Here is a 17941-nt window from a genome sequence, read left to right as displayed (position 1 = left end):
AAATTGACCCAATCTCACTTGTACCATGTAGCCCCGCAGAAATGTTCGGGCTGATCGGGCGCTCGAGGCGTGGAGGGTTCAGGCTGTCCGGGTCCCGCCATATCGAATACATCCATCCAGAACCCCATAAATCCCGGAAACGCTCCTTCGGGGACGTGCACCCAACCGTCTTTTGTTTGCAGGAAGAAGGATCCAGGCGCGTCACAGCCTTCGTCAGAAAGGCTGGACCCATCCGCGCGAGCGGACGCGTGTACTTCGGCGATCACATACCAAACGTGAGTCCTGCGTCCATTGAATGAATTCGTGCCCGCATACAGGATTTTTACCTGTCGGTCGGCGGAGTATCCTATGTCCATGAGGGCTCGCATTCCCTGTTCGGCAGATTCGTACACGCCTTTGGAGCGCGCAATGTTCAACTGTGTAAATGTGTACACCCATGAGGATACAACACATGCAAGGATAATCCCCAACGTGATAAGAGTCATACGCATGGTTCTCATCTTTAACTCCTTGTCCAGAAGAGTTTTGAGTCGGATTGTAAACAGGCTTTCACCATCTTGATTATCTATACTTATTCCTGGTTTCGCAACTGTGGATACCCGTAGCATTTCATTTTGAGTCACTCCTGTGGCTTCCCCCAGTTTCAAAATCAACTCAACTTTTGAAGTAACCTGGAATTTTTCGTAGATGTTCTTCAGGTGAAATTCAACCGTGCGTTCTGTAATGCCCAGCATGGACGCGACTTGCTTGTTACTCTTCCCCGCCAGGACAAGTGTTAGCACCTCTGTTTGACGTTTGCTCAAAATTTGACTTGAGGTCATGATTATATTTTTACTGTAACCAGTTAATCTTTTACCGACAAGCAGATTCTATTCACTGGTCTATCCCTTGTTCAAGCTGTAGTCACCATCCTCCAAATCGCGGGCGCGACGTGGGTCAAATCCGTCATCCCGCGCGTGAACTCCTCCCGCGCGGACTTGCTCCCGAGCACGATCAACGGCACATCCGCATCCGTGTGCTTGCGCGTGGACACATCCTCCATGTTTCCATGATCCGAAGTCACCAACACCAACAACTCCCCCTCCTCCCACCTCCCACTTTCCACTTTCTTCTTTCCTCTTTCCTCAACCTCCGACCTTTGACCTTCGACCTCCAACCCCTCCACCATCCCCCCAACCACTCCATCAAACACCTCCATCAACCCCACCGCCGTTTCCATCTGTTGCTTATGCCCCGCATAATCGCTTGCCCAATATTCGAAGAACGAAAAATCATAGTCCATTGCCAGCGAGATCAACCTTCGTCCCGCTTCGCGCGGATTCATCACCGGCGCGTCGGGGAAGCCGAGCATCGTCCGCCAGCCTTCGCCGGTGAAATCGGCTGAGAGCGCGCGCCCCGCGACTAGATCTTCATACGTGAACAACTCCAGCCCGGCGTTCGTCACTGCCAGCGGAATGGACGAGTACAACCGCTTGCCCGAATCGATTCCCTGAAAATAGCGCGGCGGATACGCGTTGAGCAATGCGGTTCGCTTCCCTGCGGCGACGCATTTCGAGAACAACGTCTCGCCGTCCAAATACGCCGCCACTTCGGGATTCGGTTTCGGTCCGTAGTGATAACCGAGTTCAGCCGAAATATTTTTCCCGGTCAACAACATCGCCTGCCCCGTCGCAGACTGCGGCAAACCGTCCACGCCCACACCAGCGTCAATTGCGATTAGCGAAGCGTGTTCCCCGTCGAACGGCGCGGAATCTCTCACGAGCGAACGTCCGCCCAACAGCGCGTTCAAGTTCGGCATCTTCGCCCGCGCCAACGGATTCGTTTCGGGATTGTCCTCGCCCAATCCGATCCCATCGAGAAAAATAAATAGGACGCGCATGTCGAGGATTATAATCCACGAAGAATCCAAACCTGACAGGTTTTATCGCGCGCGCTCCTGTCGTGACGTCTGTCCGCCGAAGCACCATGATGGATCGAGTCTCATCGGAAACCTGTCAGGTTTTTACAGGACATCATGCCCACCATTGACTTGAAAAAATTACAAACGCATCGTACGCGGACGTTCAACCTGCCTCCCCAGCGGAGGCTTGCCTCGCCCGCCTCAGCCTTGAAGTTCGTGGACGCGCGTGGCTTCGTCTACTTCTGGCCCATCAAAGGCATTGACCTGCCCTCGCTGTGGACAGCCGTTGCAGGCAATCGTCCCGTCGCTGATGCGCATGATGATCCCGGTCACATCACGTGGGGATGGAAAGACAACGCGCTCGATAAAAAGATTTGGTATTACGGAAAAATTCTCCGCAAAAAAGCGACGATGATCTCGCTCGAGATCGCGCCGTATTTTTACGCGCTCTCTGAAAATTATGGCTCGCCCGACGAAGATTATCTGCTCGCCTACGAAGAGGGGAGGTTGACTCAGTCCGCAAAGCAGGTGTACGAAACGTTGCTGAACGAAGGTTCGCTGAACACGCTCGACCTTCGCAAAGCCGCGAAACTGTCGAACGCAAAAGATTCTGAGTTCAACAAAGCGTTGGAAGTTTTACAAGCCGACTTCAAGATTCTCCCCGTCGGTGTGGCGCAAGCGGGCGCGTGGAAATATTCGCACATCTACGAGATCGTCCCGCGTCATTTCCCATCATTGCCTGAGCAAGCGCGAAAAATCGGCGAAAACGTGGCGCGCGCGAAACTGCTCGAACTCTATTTCGAATCCGTCGGCGCGGCGACCGAACCCGACGCGGCAAAACTCTTCGGCTGGAAAAAAGAATTGCTCGCGCGCGCAATCGCGGGACTTGTTCAGAAAAAGATCATCGTCGAATCTGAACACCCCAAACAAAAGGGGAAATGGTTGGCGTTGCCGAAGTTGGCAGGAGCGCGGACTTAAGTCCGCCCCCGATGACTTGCTCAATGCCTAAGAGTCGGTACATTAATAACTTCCCGTATGTTCGCTCGCAGTTGCACTGCATCCCCAACAGGCAGATACAATCCCGAAGGGATGAAAGGATTCTAGAATTTTGCAACCCGGTTCCCAAATCCCGAAGGGATGACATAATTTTCAACCTCTGACACCCCTTCGGGATTGAAAACGTTGATCTTCCAAGATCTATAATCATTTGACCCGTTTTGACACGGTGAGCGAAAGACGAACCGTCAACACATCGCCTTCGGGGTCTGTGGGTAATTGGCGTATTGCTCGGTTTAATTGTTAAGCGGACTAAAAGTCCGCGCTCCGATGTTCGAGCCGAAAAGGATGAAACTTCCACAACACAACAACGTAAATCAACTCAGAGTGTTTACTAAACAAGAGGAGAATGAAACCATGAAAAACCGTTCCAACCTATTTCTCGGCATCCTGCTCATCGCGGTCGGCGGATGGCTGGTGGCGACGAAACAAGTCCCTTCACTGCAAGCCTTCACCGAAAATATGACCGGCGCCATGTGGACCATCGCGGCGGGCGTTTTGATCCTTGTCATTGGCTTGCTCACCGGCGCGCCCGGCATGGCGGTTCCCGCCTCCATCGTCGCGGGTATCGGCGGAATCCTGTTGTATCAAGAGCGCGTTGACGATTATTCGTCATGGTCGTATATGTGGACTCTCATCCCCGGCTTCGTCGGCGTTGGCTCCATCCTTGCCGGCATACTCGGAGAAAACACGCGGCGCAACGTAAGCAGTGGGCTTCGCACCATCGCGTTCAGCGCGGTGCTGTTCCTCGTCTTCGGCACATTCCTCGGCGACCTGAAATTTCTCGGCGAATATGGCGTGGCGATCCTGCTCATCTTGTTAGGGCTGTTCGTCCTCGCGCGCGGCTTTTGGCGGGGCGGAGGTCATCATGAGACGGGGTAATTTATTCTGGGGATCGTTCATCATTTTGCTCGGCGTTTTGTTTTTTCTGCAAGCGCGGGGCATCATCACGAACGTCTTCAGTTTTATCTTTCCGCTCGCGCTGATCCTCGTCGGCGGCTGGATCATCCTCAACGTGTTCTGGAAGCCAGACATCAGCGACGATGACACGTTTTCGTTTGCACTGCAATCCGCGAAAAGCGTGCGCTACGAATTCTCGCACGGCGCGGGACAGATTCAGATCAGCGGCGGCGCGCCAACTGGCAAAGCCATCGTCGGCTCGTCGGCGGTTGGGATGAACACCGAAAGCCGCATGGACGGAGACAGGCTGAACGTCGAGATTGGAGCGGGACCTTCGATGATCCCCTTCATCGGGCCCTCGTCCGGCGTCTGGCGTTATCAGATCACGCAAGAAGTCCCCGTCACATTGGAGATCAACGCGGGCGCGAGCGGTCTCGATGTTGATCTGAAGGACGTGCTTGCGACGCGCATCGAAATCTCGACGGGAGCCAGCGGCGTGAAGTTGACCATGCCCGCGCGCGGCGTTTCTCTTCTCGACGTGGAGGCTGGCGCGGCTTCGTTCGACATTCGCGTCCCCGACGGCGTCGCGGCGCGCGTCCGCTTTGATGGCGGCATGAACTCGATGAACGTGGACACGAACCGCTTCCCCAAAATCGATTCGGGTTTTTATCAATCCCCCGATTTTGATTCGGCAGTCAACCGCGCCGAGATCAATTTCGAAGGCGGGCTTGGTTCGGTGACGGTTAAATAATTACGGCATGTCACTCTGAGCGATAGCGAAGAGTCTCCGTTGTTGTGACTGAGATGCTTCGCCCCTTCGGGGCTCAGCATGACATGGTGTTTTAAAATGGAGAATCAAATGAAAAAATACGACCCTCGTTTATGGATCGGACTCTTGATGGTGTTCGGCGGCGTGTTGATCTTTCTCGAAAACCTGAACATCATTTCGAACGTCAGCGGAATTTTTTGGGGAGCGATTTGGGGCTTGGTGGGAGTGTTCTTCCTCTACCTACTCATCAAAGATCGCAACAATAATTGGTGGGCGGCGTTCCCCGCGTTCACCTTGATCGGGCTTGCCGCGTCGTCGTTTTTACCTGACTCGCTCGAAGCCTTCGATGGGCTTGTGTTCTTCGCGGGCATCAGCCTTGCTTTCATCTGGGTCTATGCCACCGATACGAGTCGCTGGTGGGCGATCATCCCTGCCGGCGTTCTGCTCACGCTCGGCGCGATCTCCGCGCTCGATGAACTCACCGGCATGGACAACGGCGGCTTCCTCTTCCTCGGGCTTGGCATCACGTTCCTCCTCGTCGCCATCCTCCCCGGCGGAAGCGGTCGCAGTTGGGCGTTCTTCCCCGGCATTGCCCTGCTGATCTTCGGCGCGTTCCTCAGCGCAGACGTGGTCGGCTGGATGGAATATCTCTGGCCCGCCGTCCTCATCCTCCTCGGCGGATATTTCGTGTTGAAGTTTTTCAGGAAACCGGCATAACAATGCGCCGGGGCAGAGTCGCTCTGCCCCGGCGCTTTATTTCATCCCATTTTCAAGAATCAATTTCACTTGCTCGCGCGCATCCTTCCAGCGCGTTGAAATAGCCTCGGCAAGGCTATTCATGATTTCGCGCCCGGCCTCGGGATTCCTCTTTGTCAATTTCCGCAGATCGCTCCCGCGTATTCGCGCCGCCTCTAAAGGTTCAATGGCAATCACAGACGAGGTATATTTCCCGCTTCCGATCACAGCCGACCAGCCGAACAACCCTCCAGATTCTACGTGAGAGATCGTGATGGGCATTCCATCATAGGGTTTAAAGGAGATCTGAACTGTGCCGCTCAGCACGATATACAAATATTCGGCGGGCGTATCCTGCTCAATGACGAAATCCCCGGCGGGGCAAGAAATAGTTTCCAGGAGCGGCTCTAATGCGCTGAAATGTTCCCGACTCAAGGCGTCGAAGATCGGCAGGTGATGAACGTCAAAACCCATCTAAACATGTTAATCAAGGCGGATAAAACCCATCCAGTGGCAAACATCATATTTTGCATGACATTCTTCCTGAATTTGCCCCCGGCTCGAATCGACGGGTATACTTGCCAAAACCATGAACGAGATTCAACCCGCGCGTGACTTCCAAAAAGCCATCCCATTCTTGCTGATTGGGTTGGGAGTTGCCCTCATCACCGCCTCCGCTTTTTATCTCTATCGCAACCTCCCGCCTCGCGCCGACCTTACGGTTGTCCCGGCCGCGGCGAACTATCCCGCTCCCGAATTGACCCTCACCGACCTCGACGGCGTTTCCCATTCCCTTGCAGACTATCGCGGGCAGGTTGTGCTGGTCAACTTGTGGGCAACATGGTGCGAGCCATGCAAAGAAGAAATGCCCGCGCTTCAAGCGTTTTATAAAAAATACGAACAAGACGGCTTCACCATCATCGCGGTCAATGACGGCGACCCGACCGAAGATGTGACTCAATTCGCAAAAGATTTCAAATTGACCTTCCCAATCTGGCTCGACCCAACGTACATCGCAACGGAACAGGCATTCAAAACGCTTGGGCTTCCATCATCGTATGTGATCGATCGCAGTGGAACAGTCCGTTTACAGTGGATGGGGGGCATCGAAAAACGCGCGCTCGAGAAATACGTTGCGCCGATCATCCTAGAGAACTAACGTAGCGCGAGATAGTATCTCGCGCTACAAATTATCGGAGAACACAATGAAAGCATCAGTCAACTGGCAAGATGGAATGAAATTTATCGGCGTGGGTCCTTCAGGCTTCCCGATTCGCATGGACGCCGAATCAACCCTCGGCGGCAGTGACAGTGGAGTCCGCCCGATGGAGTTGATTGCATTAGGGCTGATCGGTTGCCAGGCGATGGATGTTATCTCCGTGTTGCAGAAGAAACGCCAACAGGTGACTGGGTTTGAAGTGAAGTTTGACGGTCCGCGCTCGCCTGATTTTCCGAAAGTGTTTACCCGCGCCAGCATCACATTTGTCGTCACCGGCAAACAGGTAAGCGAGGATGCTGTCTTGCGCTGTATCGAACTTGCCGCCACGAAATACTGTCCCGCCAGCGCGATGCTCGAGCAAGTCATCCCGATGGACTTGATGTATGAAATTTATGAAGATGAAGAGGATGGAAATAAACGATTGACGCATCAGGGCGTGTGGCAGGGTTTGACTGAATAACTGATGTTGCGCAGTTGAAGTCGATTTGATTCTCGTAATGCGACATTCATGTCGCTCTTGCGCAAGAACAGCCTAAACGCGAGATATTGCAGATCAACAATTAAACCGAGCAATCCTTCTGCTTTCTTTTGAACCACGGAGACACTGAGTCACGGAGTTTTTTTTTATTGCTCTTCTCTGTGTCTCAGTGGTTTAGTTTATTGCTCGATTAATTTAGAAAAGAGCAAAATCGCGCGTTACGATCTTTACTGCGTAATCTGAGCGAATCAAATCAACGCGCCTCAGATTCCACGCGCGTTCCAAAGTCGGAACATTCGCAGGCGGTGATTACTTGCGCTCCTCGCGTAAGCGTGCCATCGCGTTCCTCGCCGTCCGCCACCCAGCCTTCGAGGTCGAAGGCGAGCGTCCCGTCTGCGAGAATCCATTCGCCGTTGTATTTGCGCGCCACGTGGATGTGAGTCCCTGTGGACGAGCCGCCTTCGCAGGAGGGATAACCGATCGGGTCGCCGGCTTTTACCTCTGTCCCTACGGTCACGCGCGAATCGGTGGCGGTGTGCAGGTAATACAAAGCCCAGCCGGTGCGTTCATCGCCGTCTTTGTCGAGGTCCAGGATCACGCCATCCACATCCGCGCGGACGATGAGTCCGTCTGCCATGGCTGTTGCGTACAAATCACGCGCCACGGTGTAACAGCCGGAGGTGTCTGATGCGGGCGCGAAATCGAGGGCGGCGTAGGGTTGACCGGCGCCCCAGCCGGTGTGCGGTCCGCTGGTGTATGCCCACACATGACCGGGCAGAAACGGGAAGCGCAACTCCGGTTGGCGAAGACTGCCGGGGATGACGATGGGGGAATCGAGCCAGGGGTTGCCGAAAAAAGCCGAATAGGTGCGAGCCAGCCCGTCCCGTCCGATCGAAGCGTGGTATTCATCCCCGGAGCGCAAGCGTGAAAAATAATATTGAAGCGCCACCGATCCCGCATTCTGCCATGGGTCGGGTCGGGTTAAGGATCGGTCGGTGAGTTCGAACTCGGTCAGGTTGCCGCTGCGCCAGCCGTAATATCCGTTGTTCAGAATATTGGCGGCAATGACGAGTTGCAGATACGGCGAGTCGTAAAACGCGCGGCGAAAACCAAGCAGGTATTTTTCTTTGGGCGGTTCGGGTTGGGTGAGCGCGCCGCTTTGATATTCGAGCAGGGCAAGCAGTAGGCGCGGGCTGAGGCTATAGTTGACGGCGACATACTCTACCAGTTCGGCGCCGGTGCGGTTTCTTCCGCCCGCATACGCGCGATATTCTTTGAGCCAGCCGTTGGTAGACGATACGAACGCGCTGGCGTTGAAACCGATCTGCGCGGGTCCGTTCACGAAGGCGTGATCGGGGATGCTTTGAAATTCGGTGCCCCATAGCGGAAGATAATAGATCGGAATCTTCATCGGCAAGCCGACGGGCATGGTGGTCGCGTCGCGCGGGATGATCGGATTCGCTTTGAAGATTTCATCCACCGAGGTGTTGAAGCGCTTCGCCAACGCGGGCAGGTTGTCTCCGTTTTGGGCGATGTACTCCACCAGTTCGCCGGGTTGATATTGCGGTCTGCCGGAGGTCGGCGCGGGAATGAGCGTCGGCGCAAGCGGGGTGATGATGTTTTGGATGGCGGTATTCGGTTCGCGCGGCGCGCAGGAAGTGATAAAGATTGCGAGAATTAAACCTGCTTTAAACACGAAGGTCACAAAGTACTCTAAGGTTGGACGAATGATGAGCAAGATATTTTCCCGCAGATTTTCTTTGTGACCGTTGTGTTGTTTCGGCAAGCTCAACACGTCGCCTTTGTGTTTAAAAATGTTCTTAATTATCATCGTCTTCACGAACAATGAGCGATTTCGATTGACCGTATACATCTGCTGTGACGACGCGATTGCCGTTGACGAGTTTGCCGAGGTAGGCTTTATCGCCGGCGATCACTGTCCAGCCGCTTAGCACCCAGGGGATGCCGCCGTCCGCAATGATCCATTCGCCGTTGTACTTCCTTGCCACGTGAGTGTGCGTGCCGGTCGAGATGCCGCCTTCACACGAGGGGTGACCGATGTGGTCGTTTTGGTCCACCCATGTGCCCAACGTCACCCGTCCCTTGTTTGCCACGTGCAAGTACATGATGTTCCAGCCGGTTTGTTCGTGCCCGTCGCCGTCGAGGTCGATGACCACGATGCCGTTCCCCGAGCGCACCACCAAGCCGGGCGCCATCGCCAGCACCCACGAGTCGGATACCGCGCACCCGCTCTTGGCGGTAGAGGGGGCGAAGTCGACAGCCGCCAGCGCGCCCTCATCGCCCCATGCGCTGTGCGGTCCGCCGGTGTATGCCCACTCGGTGTTCATTTCAAAAGGCAGGGTCATCTCCGGTTGCGCGAGGCTGGGCGGGTAGATCGGTCCTGCGCCATCTGCGCGCGACCACGGGTCGCCAAACATATTGGCGTAGAATAACGCGAAGCCGCTGTTCGGGTCTATGATCCTCAACCATTCGTTGAGACTGTGTTGTTTCGAAAAGTAGTACATGATGGCAACTGTGCCGGCGTTCAAAGACGGATCGAGTTGATACCGGGTTCCGTCTTCGAAAGTGATCTGGGTCAGTTTCCCGTTCCGCCAGCCGTAGTAGCCTGTGGAAAGTTGATTGATCGCCCAGCCAAATTGCAGAAACATGCCTTTGTTGCGAAAATTTTCGTAGCCGAGAGGATAGGTTTTGTGAAAGTCATCGGAAGGCGCGCCGCGCACCCATTGCGCCTCATAATCGAGAATGGCAAGCAGGAGGCGCGGGTTGATCGAATTTTCCAGCGCCGAGCGTTCGAGGGCGGCGGCGCCGGTCATCCAACCGGTCGAGCCGAGATATTCGCGGTACGTGGATAAATATCCGCCGGCGTTCCGCGTGTACTGGGCAACGTCGAAGTCTAGCGCGCTGATGGAAAAAATAATTTCACTGTCGGGGATGAGTTGCGCATGCGATGTGTATTGCGCCGCTTTATCTCGGCGGTCTGGGATGATGAGCAGAGTGCCGGTGTCGAGGATTCCCTCTGCGGGAAGGATCTTCGGGGAGGTGATCTCGTTCGCTTCCACCTTATATCTGCGCGCCACAGCGGGGAGCCAATCGCCGTCTTGAGAGTAATACAGAATCGTCGCCCCGGGTTGTGTGGGAGTTAAAAAATTCGTCGGCGTGGAACTCGCCGCCGGCTGTGTGACGAACGAACTTAATAATGAGGTCGGTGTTGCGGTCAACGGGGGAGGCGGAGTCGTCGGAGCCGTGGTTGGCGTGGGCAGGGCTTCGAAGACCGGCGCTTGATCGACAGCCGGTCCGCCACTAGGAGTAGGGGTTTGGTATTGTCCCCATAGCGAGGAGGAATTTCCCCGGCATGACGAAAGTATAACGGTTGTAAGGGTCAGAATGATAAACGCGCGTTTCACAATGGGGATTATACCTTCAAGCAGTTCAAGGTAACCTGTTGCGCCACAAGGCCGCGGTATGCGGATGTTATCTCGAAATTTGATTGACGCCTTCGAATATCCCCTCTTCCGCTTGCAAGACGGTAGACCCGCGTGTGAGCCAGCCGTTATATAAAATGCCATCGCCGCTGGAGACCCATCCATCCAGGGTGAACGGAAGATTCCCATCGGCGGGAATCCATTCGCCGTTGTATCTGCGCGCGAGGTGAAGATGGGTCGCGTTCGAGATGCCGCCTTCGCAAGAGGGATGCCCGATGACCTCTCCGGCGTAGACGTATGCGCCGGGTTGAACCCGGTCGCGGGTTTCAATGTGCATGTATAAAACGGTCCAGCCGGTTTGTTCGTAACCGTCGTTATCCAAGTCCTGAACGACGGCGCCATCGTTCGAGCGGACGATGTATCCATCCGCAACCGCCACAACCCACGCCTCGCTTTGCGCGCATCCTGCGGCTTCGCCCGGTGGGGCAAAGTCTAACGCGCCCCAGGCTGAGCCGTTATCCCACCCGCCGTGGGGACCGCCGGTGAAGGACCAGGTCGCGCCGGGGGTAAAGGGAAGTTGCATGGGAGGCTGAGTCAAATTCACTGGGAGATGCGAAGCGATATCGTAGTCGAAGGGAAAGCCGAAGAGCGCATTGTAGGTCTGATAAAAACCGAGTTGGCTCACATCGAAATCCCATGTGGCTCGGTCGTTGAAGAGCGAGAAAAAATATTGAACGGCGGCGGTGCCCGCGTTGATGGTGGGATCCATGGGCGCGTAGGTCCCATCGTTGAGGGGCAATGTGCCGAGGGCGTTGACGCGCCATGAATAATAGCCGCGATTTAAATTATCCGCCGCCCACGCGGCTTGACGATACAAACCCGCGTAATAATCGTCGTAGTAGCCCATCGGATAATCCACATTCGCCGGCACGGGGTTGGTGACCCATCCGCTTCGATATTCGAGGATGGCAACGAGCAAGCGCGGGTTGACGGAGTAATTTTGCGCGACGCGCAGGATGATCTGCGAGCCGCTCAGGTAGGCGCCGTTCACATCCTGCACGTAATTGCCCAGGTAGCCGCCTTTGCTTTTGAGGTAGGTGTCGAGGTCGAACGCAATAGAGGCGGGTCCGTAGATCAACTCCGAGTCGGGAATCAATTTGAACTTTGAACCGGGGATCGGGTCCGTGACGACCGGGGGGATGTTGATCGCCTGACCGACGGATAACACCGACGCTTCATTCAACCCGTTTGCCTGCATCAACGCCTCGAGCGTGATGCCGTACGTTTGAGAAATACTCCCTAGGGAGTCTCCGGCTTGAACGGTGTATTGATCGACAAATTCGCGCGGCGGCGGGAGCGGGTGCGGCGCGTCGGGTGTTGGCGCGGTGAATGAGGAGTTTGGGTTGCGCGTGGGGATCGTCACTGAAATTGGCGCGCGCGTGGGCGTGGGTCCCGAGGGTGTTTTTGTGGGTTGGATGATTTCGCCGGGTTGAGGCGGCGCGGGCGTGAATGCCTGCCCGGTCACCGGCGCGAAGGGATCGTACGTGGGGTAGGGCGTGATCGCCGAGGGGGAACAGGAGGCGAGCGCGAGAGTGATGAATAGGTAATATATGAAGCGATCGGCGCGGCGAAACATGCGGGGGATTGTACCAAACAGATTCTTTGATAAAAAACGCGCAATGGAATTATCACCCGCTTCTTCATCTTCGTCCAGATCTATCGAATCGGCGCCGAACAAAATCACATGCGCCTGCTTCTGGCTGAAAAGATTGGTTTTCAAAATAGCCACGACGTTGATTGGTGAAACAAATTCACGGTTGAGCAGGGTACTTGGTAGATCGGGGTGCGAATGCCTGCTTCGGTATCATCGGTTTTCAAGTACAGGACTTACGCAGTTGGCGGGCAGTTGTACTGCCGCCGCCGCAGTGCAACTACGGCGCAACAGGTTCAACTGCGTAAACGCTAAAGTATTTCTTTTTCATCTCATTTTTGGCGAAGGTGTTGATTCATGTTGGTTATTCCCGCTACTTGAGCAATGCTTCTAACGCCTCTTCCAACTTTGGAGATTCAGCCGCATCTTTGAATCCCGCGATGCGACGATAAACCTCCGCCGCCGCTTTGTGGAATCCGCTGGGCAAGCCCGCCTCTTCAAAAGTTGACGCGATCTCGCGCATCTCGCCTTCGAACCTCCATGCCTTTGCCGTGACGCGCGTCGCTCTCCGATTTGCCTGCTCTGAAAAATTGGAGTCGTCCATATCCCATTGTTTGTAAAGTTCATCGCGCACACCGAGCGACTCGGCGGTTGCGAGAATTGCGCTGAGCAGGGCGGTTGTCCCTTTCGAGTAAGCCGCGTAACACATCTTGAGCGCGGACGCCTTACCGATTTCATCACCGATGATTCTCGTTTCGAGCGGTCCGTTTGAAAAGCAATCGGCGATAACCTTTGCGTCTTTGCCCGACAAATAAAGAACGGTCTCTTTCGGTGTCCAGGCAGGTCCGCCGATGATACCTCCGTCAATGAATTGGATGTTGTTGGCGGATAATAATTCTCCAATTCTCTTTGCCCGCTGCGGCGAAATCGCATTGGCGTCGAGATAATATCCCTTGAAACCGCAGTCAATCACCGACTTCGCAACATCCTCAGCCGCATGTGGAGGGCAGACGCTGAAGATGATCTCGACGGAGTCGCAAAGCCGTTTCATTGATTCAACTTCAATCAAATTATATTTTTCCGCGCGGCGGCGAGTCTTATCACTGCGGTTTTCTGAAACCCAACGAACTTCATGTCCGTTGTTGACGGCGGACGCGGCGATGGAAACTCCCATCTCGCCAGGATGCAGGATGCCAATCTTTGCCATAATGTCTCCTTGATGCGATCTGTTCATGCGACAGTGCAACTGCGCCAAGAACTTTTTGAGTATAGCATTTTCCGCAAGGTAAAATATTCGCATGAAGATCGTCATCCTCACCTACGGTTCGCGCGGCGATGTTCAGCCGTTTCTTCCACTGTCTATAAAATTAATTTTACGGGGACATTCTGTCAAACTTGCCGCGCCGAGTCGCTTCGAGGATTTGGTCGAAGGGTATGGCATAGAATTCGTCCCTTTGCCGGGTGATCCCGGCGCCGCGATCCTGCGCATCAACGATGCCCGCAACAATATTTTCAAAATGTTGCGCGAGGGGTATGCGCACGCGCTCGAAGTCGGCGCGGACGTGTTCCAGCAAAGCGCCGAGGCGTGCAAAGATGCCGACCTCATCATCCACGCTTTTTCGCACATGGTTGACGGTCACACCCGCGCGCGAGAGATGAATATCCCCGATGTCCACGTGCAAACCTTTCCGATGTTCGCGCCAACGGGCGATTATCCGAGCGTTGTGTTGCCCGATCTGAAACTCCGCGCGTTGAATTATTTCACGCACGTCGCGGGGATAAAAATAATGTGGTGGTTGTCGCGTTTTGGATTTCGACACATCAGCCGCCGCGCGGGACTCCCCAAACGGAAACTTTATTTCCCCTTTGACAAAACATCGCCCTTCGATAAACTCAGGACATCGCTTCGCCCTCCGACCTTGATGCTGTGCGCGTGGAGCCCCAGCCTTATCCCACCTTCAAAAGAATGGTCGGCGAACGTCCACGTGACGGGATATTTCTTCTTTGAAAAAGCCGAATCGATTCAACCGTCAACTGAATTGCAAAACTTTCTTGATGCGGGCGAACCTCCCGTTTGCGTTTCGTTTGGGAGCATGGTTAATCGTGATGCGGAAAAGATTGACCGTATCGTTCGTGAAGCTCTGACGAAGACAGGTCAACGTGGGATCATCTTGTCGGGATGGGGAGGCGCTCGTAAGAATTCCTCCAATGATCTGCTCTACATCGAATCCGCTCCGCATGATTGGCTTTTGCCGCGCTGTAAAATGCTCATCCATCACGGCGGCGCAGGGACAGTTGCCGCCGGTCTTCGAGCGGGCATCCCGCAAGTTGTCGTCCCGTTCATGACCGATCAACCGTTTTGGGCGCGGAGAGTCCACTCGGTAGGCGCGGCGCCTAAACCAATTTTGGTAAAGCGCCTTTCTGTTGAACGATTGACTCAAGCCATCAGCGAAGCGAGTGGCGATAACATTCGTCAACGCGCACATACGCTTGGGCAGTCCATTTATAAAGAAGACGGTGTGATGCGCGCGGTAGAATTGATCGAGTCACACGCGCGAAATTGGAAAGAAAGAACGATCAACCAAAACGATAAATGAACATCACCATCCTCACCTACGGCTCGCGCGGCGACGTCCAACCGTTTCTTCCGCTTTCGCTCGGCTTGATGGCTCGCGGGCATTCAGTCAAACTTGCCGCGCCGAATCGCTTCAAAAACCTTATTGAGGGATACGGCATTTCGTTCGTCCCTTTGGCAGGCGACCCCGAAGATTTGAGTCGCCGCTTGAACAATGTCGGTTTCAATCCGTTCAAACAAATGCGCGAGATGATGGATCATGCCGTAGCCATCGGCGCCGATGTTGCGCGTCAAACCGATGAAGCCTGCCGCGATGCGGACCTCATCATCCACACGTTTGCGCACGCGGTCGGTGCGCACACCATTGCCCGCGAAAAAAATATCCCCGACGTTCACATCCAAACTTTTCCGATGTTCACGCCAACGGGCGATTATCCCAACGCCGCCATGCCCGATCTGAAACTCCGCGCGTTGAATTATTTTTCACACTATGCTTCCAGTCGAATTTCAAAATGGACTGCCACATTTGGATATGAACAAGTCCGCCGCCGCGCAGGATTGCCCAAGCGGAAACTTTATTTCCCGTTTGACGATGATCCGCTTCGCCCTCCAACCTTGATCCTGTGCGCGTGGAGCCCCAGCGTTTTACCCCCTTCGGCAGAGTGGAAGGTAAATGTCCACGTGACGGGATACTTCTATTTCGACTTTGTTGATTCATCCTATCAACCACCACATGAGTTGCAATCCTTTTTGGAATCAGGAGAAAAACCCATTTGCGTTTCGTTTGGGAGTATGGTCAATCGTGATGCGAGACGAATTGATGAGATCGTTCGTGATTCATTGAAGCAAACCAATCATCGCGGAATTATCCTTTCGGGATGGGGAGGCGTGAATCAATCTTCGTCAAAAGATTTGCTGTATCTCGAATCCGCTCCGCATGATTGGTTGTTGCCGCGTTGTAAGATGGTCGTTCACCATGGTGGGGCAGGGACAACTTCTGCCGGGTTGCGCGCGGGGATTCCAAATATTGTTGTGCCGTTCACTGGCGATCAGCCGTTTTGGGGAAGACGTGTTCATGCGATCGGCGCTGGACCAAAACCTATTCTTATAAAGAATCTCACGGTTGAACGATTGACGCGGGCGATCGCCGAGGCTTCGAGTCCAGCCGCAGGTGAGCGCGCCCAAGCCGCCCGTCGAAAGATGCGAGGCGAGGATGGCGCGAGTCGGGCGGTGGAGTTGATCGAATCCCATGTTCGAGATTGGAATGAAAGGGCAATTTTTTAAGGTTAATTTGTCTGACGACTATTGACAAAGTCAACGAAAAGCATATAATCAGCGTTCGCAGTACGTTGATGGATCTCGTCCCCCTGACAGATCATTGAAAATTGAGCAAGCAGTCTCCAGTCAGAGACACAAGCCTGTTGGTTTTGCAGTCTGACGAGCCGATGTTGAAAGCGAACATCGGTTTTTCGTCTGTCGATGATTTGACAGGCCGAACAGCACCTTGACAACTGAATAGTGATAGGAAGCAACAACTCTGTCGATCCAGTAAAAAAAACCGTAAACTAACACTCGCAAGAGTGAAAAAATTTTTTGCGGAGAGTTTGATCCTGGCTCAGGATGAACGCTGGCGGCGTGCCTAATACATGCAAGTCGAACGAGGTGCTTTTTGTAGCAATACGAGGAGTATCCTAGTGGCGAACGGGTGAGTAACGCGTGGGTGACCTACCCCAAAGTGTGGAATAACAGTCCGAAAGGATTGCTAATGCCGCATGTGGTCTGCGAGTTTAGAAATCGTTGACTAAAGGAGCAATTCGCTTTGGGAGGGACCTGCGTCCCATCAGCTAGTTGGTGAGGTAACGGCTCACCAAGGCTACGACGGGTAGGGGACCTGAGAGGGTGGCCCCCCACAATGGAACTGAAACACGGTCCATACACCTACGGGTGGCAGCAGTAGGGAATATTGCACAATGGGCGAAAGCCTGATGCAGCAACGCCGCGTGCGCGATGAAGGTCTTCGGATCGTAAAGCGCTTTTCTGAGAGATGAGAAAGGACAGTATCTCAGGAATAAGTCTCGGCTAACTACGTGCCAGCAGCCGCGGTAAAACGTAGGAGGCGAGCGTTATCCGGATTCACTGGGCGTAAAGCGCGTGCAGGTGGTTCGGTAAGTTGGGCGTGAAATCTCCCGGCTCAACTGGGAGAGGTCGTTCAATACTACCGGACTTGAGAGCAGAAGAGGAAGATGGAATTCCCGGTGTAGTGGTGAAATGCGTAGATATCGGGAGGAACACCAGTGGCGAAGGCGATCTTCTGGTCTGTTTCTGACACTCAGACGCGACAGCTAGGGTAGTAAACGGGATTAGAGACCCCGGTAATCCTAGCCGTAAACGATGTGAACTTGGCGTTGGTGGGTTAAACTCCATCAGTGCCGAAGCAAACGCGATAAGTTCACCGCCTGGGGACTACGGCCGCAAGGTTAAAACTCAAAGGAATTGACGGGGGCCCGCACAAGCAGCGGAGCGTGTGGTTTAATTCGATGCTACACGAAGAACCTTACCCAGGCTTGACATACAGGTGGTAGAGATCCGAAAGGTGACCGACCCGCAAGGGAGCCTGAACAGGTGTTGCATGGCTGTCGTCAGCTCGTGTCGTGAGATGTTCGGTTAAGTCCGCTAACGAGCGCAACCCTCGCCGCGTGTTATACGTGTCACGCGGGACCGCCGGTATTAAGCCGGAGGAAGGCGGGGATGACGTCAAGTCAGCATGGCCTTTATGCCTGGGGCTACACACACGCTACAATGGGCAGTACAATGGGTTGCCAAGCCGCGAGGTGGAGCCAATCCCGCAAAACTGTCCTCAGTTCAGATTGCAGGCTGCAACTCGCCTGCATGAAGCTGGAGTTGCTAGTAAACGCGCGTCAGCTATAGTGCGTTGAATACGTTCTCGGGCCTTGTACACACCGCCCGTCACGTCATGGGAGCTGGTAACACCTGAAGCCGGTAGCCTAACCGCAAGGAGGGCGCTGTCGAAGGTGGTGCTGGTGACTGGGACGAAGTCGTAACAAGGTAGGTGTACCGGAAGGTGCGCCTGGATCACCTCCTTTCTAGAGTACTTGAGCGATCTCCCTCACGAGAGATTTGCTCCACTCATTTTCATGTGCCTTACGGTGATGAGGCGCTGGACATGGGGTTGGAATTTCCTATCACTACTCAGT

General features: G+C 54.4%; 15 protein-coding genes and 1 rRNA gene. 9 read left to right on the top strand and 7 right to left on the bottom strand.

The window, feature by feature from the left end:
• Window positions 1-14 precede the first annotated feature (14 nt).
• Entirely contained in the window at window positions 15-821 is an 807-nt protein-coding gene (locus tag IPM31_01000; protein ID MBK9005545.1) for a helix-turn-helix transcriptional regulator, read from the bottom strand.
• 71 nt (window positions 822-892) lie between these two features.
• Window positions 893-1879, bottom strand: coding sequence for a hypothetical protein (locus tag IPM31_00995; protein MBK9005544.1), 987 nt, complete (start codon window positions 1877-1879; stop codon window positions 893-895).
• Window positions 1880-2014: 135 nt separating this feature from the next.
• Here IPM31_00995 and IPM31_00990 point away from each other — a divergent pair, with 135 nt between their 5' ends.
• From IPM31_00990 to IPM31_00975, 4 genes are all read left to right on the top strand, one after another.
• Window positions 2015-2878 (top strand): winged helix DNA-binding domain-containing protein, encoded by an 864-nt coding sequence (locus IPM31_00990; protein MBK9005543.1) that lies wholly within the window; start codon window positions 2015-2017, stop codon window positions 2876-2878.
• A 435-nt stretch (window positions 2879-3313) separates the two neighbouring features.
• Window positions 3314-3838, top strand: a complete 525-nt coding sequence (locus tag IPM31_00985) for a hypothetical protein (GenBank protein ID MBK9005542.1) — start codon at window positions 3314-3316, stop codon at window positions 3836-3838.
• A complete protein-coding gene (locus IPM31_00980) occupies window positions 3825-4607 on the top strand; it encodes a hypothetical protein (protein MBK9005541.1) in 783 nt (260 codons plus the stop codon). The genes IPM31_00985 and IPM31_00980 overlap by 14 nt, the downstream gene beginning before the upstream one ends.
• Window positions 4608-4715: 108 nt before the next feature.
• Entirely contained in the window at window positions 4716-5342 is a 627-nt protein-coding gene (locus IPM31_00975) for a hypothetical protein (protein MBK9005540.1), read from the top strand.
• Between the two features lie 36 nt (window positions 5343-5378).
• Here the strand turns inward: IPM31_00975 and IPM31_00970 are convergent, their stop codons facing one another.
• Window positions 5379-5834, bottom strand: a complete 456-nt coding sequence (locus IPM31_00970) for a cyclic nucleotide-binding domain-containing protein (GenBank protein ID MBK9005539.1) — start codon at window positions 5832-5834, stop codon at window positions 5379-5381.
• Between the two features lie 115 nt (window positions 5835-5949).
• Between IPM31_00970 and IPM31_00965 the strand changes: the two genes are divergently transcribed.
• Window positions 5950-6519: a TlpA family protein disulfide reductase gene (locus tag IPM31_00965; GenBank protein MBK9005538.1), complete on the top strand. Its 570-nt coding sequence runs from the start codon at window positions 5950-5952 to the stop codon at window positions 6517-6519.
• Between the two features lie 46 nt (window positions 6520-6565).
• Entirely contained in the window at window positions 6566-7039 is a 474-nt protein-coding gene (locus tag IPM31_00960; protein ID MBK9005537.1) for an OsmC family protein, read from the top strand.
• A gap of 271 nt (window positions 7040-7310) precedes the next feature.
• On the opposite strand, the gene IPM31_00955 is transcribed toward IPM31_00960, so the two are convergent.
• The 4 genes from IPM31_00955 to IPM31_00940 all read right to left on the bottom strand — a co-directional run bounded on the left by IPM31_00955 (window position 7311) and on the right by IPM31_00940 (window position 13358).
• Window positions 7311-8888, bottom strand: coding sequence for a hypothetical protein (locus tag IPM31_00955; GenBank protein ID MBK9005536.1), 1578 nt, complete (start codon window positions 8886-8888; stop codon window positions 7311-7313).
• Window positions 8878-10482 (bottom strand): hypothetical protein, encoded by a 1605-nt coding sequence (locus IPM31_00950; GenBank protein ID MBK9005535.1) that lies wholly within the window; start codon window positions 10480-10482, stop codon window positions 8878-8880. Before IPM31_00950 ends, IPM31_00955 begins: the two co-directional genes overlap by 11 nt.
• Before the next feature lie 67 nt (window positions 10483-10549).
• Complete coding sequence (locus tag IPM31_00945; GenBank protein ID MBK9005534.1) at window positions 10550-12289, bottom strand: LysM peptidoglycan-binding domain-containing protein; 1740 nt, start codon at window positions 12287-12289, stop codon at window positions 10550-10552.
• A 235-nt stretch (window positions 12290-12524) separates the two neighbouring features.
• On the bottom strand, window positions 12525-13358 hold the full coding sequence (locus tag IPM31_00940) for an NAD(P)-dependent oxidoreductase (GenBank protein MBK9005533.1): 834 nt from the start codon (window positions 13356-13358) through the stop codon (window positions 12525-12527).
• A 91-nt stretch (window positions 13359-13449) separates the two neighbouring features.
• Between IPM31_00940 and IPM31_00935 the strand changes: the two genes are divergently transcribed.
• The 3 genes from IPM31_00935 (at window position 13450) to IPM31_00925 (ending at window position 17830) form a co-directional block, all read left to right on the top strand.
• Window positions 13450-14748: a glycosyltransferase family 1 protein gene (locus IPM31_00935; protein MBK9005532.1), complete on the top strand. Its 1299-nt coding sequence runs from the start codon at window positions 13450-13452 to the stop codon at window positions 14746-14748.
• A complete protein-coding gene (locus IPM31_00930; GenBank protein ID MBK9005531.1) occupies window positions 14745-16010 on the top strand; it encodes a glycosyltransferase family 1 protein in 1266 nt (421 codons plus the stop codon). Before IPM31_00935 ends, IPM31_00930 begins: the two co-directional genes overlap by 4 nt.
• A 308-nt stretch (window positions 16011-16318) precedes the next feature.
• A 16S ribosomal RNA gene (locus IPM31_00925) occupies window positions 16319-17830 on the top strand.
• The last annotated feature ends 111 nt before the right edge of the window (window positions 17831-17941 follow it).

The organism is Candidatus Defluviilinea gracilis (assembly GCA_016716235.1).
Taxonomy (GTDB): Bacteria; Chloroflexota; Anaerolineae; order Anaerolineales; family Villigracilaceae; genus Defluviilinea; species Defluviilinea gracilis.
Note: the sequence above shows the minus strand (reverse complement) of the source record. Positions and strands in the feature narration are given on the sequence as shown.

What these genes read in the sequence shown, in the direction of transcription:
- IPM31_01000 (MBK9005545.1), bottom strand. Translation starts at nt 821, where the DNA reads ATGACCTCAAGTCAAATTTTGAGCAAACGTCAAACAGAGGTGCTAACA.
- IPM31_00995 (MBK9005544.1), bottom strand. Translation starts at nt 1,879, where the DNA reads ATGCGCGTCCTATTTATTTTTCTCGATGGGATCGGATTGGGCGAGGAC.
- IPM31_00990 (MBK9005543.1), top strand. Translation starts at nt 2,015, where the DNA reads ATGCCCACCATTGACTTGAAAAAATTACAAACGCATCGTACGCGGACG.
- IPM31_00985 (MBK9005542.1), top strand. Translation starts at nt 3,314, where the DNA reads ATGAAAAACCGTTCCAACCTATTTCTCGGCATCCTGCTCATCGCGGTC.
- IPM31_00980 (MBK9005541.1), top strand. Translation starts at nt 3,825, where the DNA reads ATGAGACGGGGTAATTTATTCTGGGGATCGTTCATCATTTTGCTCGGC.
- IPM31_00975 (MBK9005540.1), top strand. Translation starts at nt 4,716, where the DNA reads ATGAAAAAATACGACCCTCGTTTATGGATCGGACTCTTGATGGTGTTC.
- IPM31_00970 (MBK9005539.1), bottom strand. Translation starts at nt 5,834, where the DNA reads ATGGGTTTTGACGTTCATCACCTGCCGATCTTCGACGCCTTGAGTCGG.
- IPM31_00965 (MBK9005538.1), top strand. Translation starts at nt 5,950, where the DNA reads ATGAACGAGATTCAACCCGCGCGTGACTTCCAAAAAGCCATCCCATTC.
- IPM31_00960 (MBK9005537.1), top strand. Translation starts at nt 6,566, where the DNA reads ATGAAAGCATCAGTCAACTGGCAAGATGGAATGAAATTTATCGGCGTG.
- IPM31_00955 (MBK9005536.1), bottom strand. Translation starts at nt 8,888, where the DNA reads ATGATAATTAAGAACATTTTTAAACACAAAGGCGACGTGTTGAGCTTG.
- IPM31_00940 (MBK9005533.1), bottom strand. Translation starts at nt 13,358, where the DNA reads ATGGCAAAGATTGGCATCCTGCATCCTGGCGAGATGGGAGTTTCCATC.
- IPM31_00935 (MBK9005532.1), top strand. Translation starts at nt 13,450, where the DNA reads ATGAAGATCGTCATCCTCACCTACGGTTCGCGCGGCGATGTTCAGCCG.
- IPM31_00930 (MBK9005531.1), top strand. Translation starts at nt 14,745, where the DNA reads ATGAACATCACCATCCTCACCTACGGCTCGCGCGGCGACGTCCAACCG.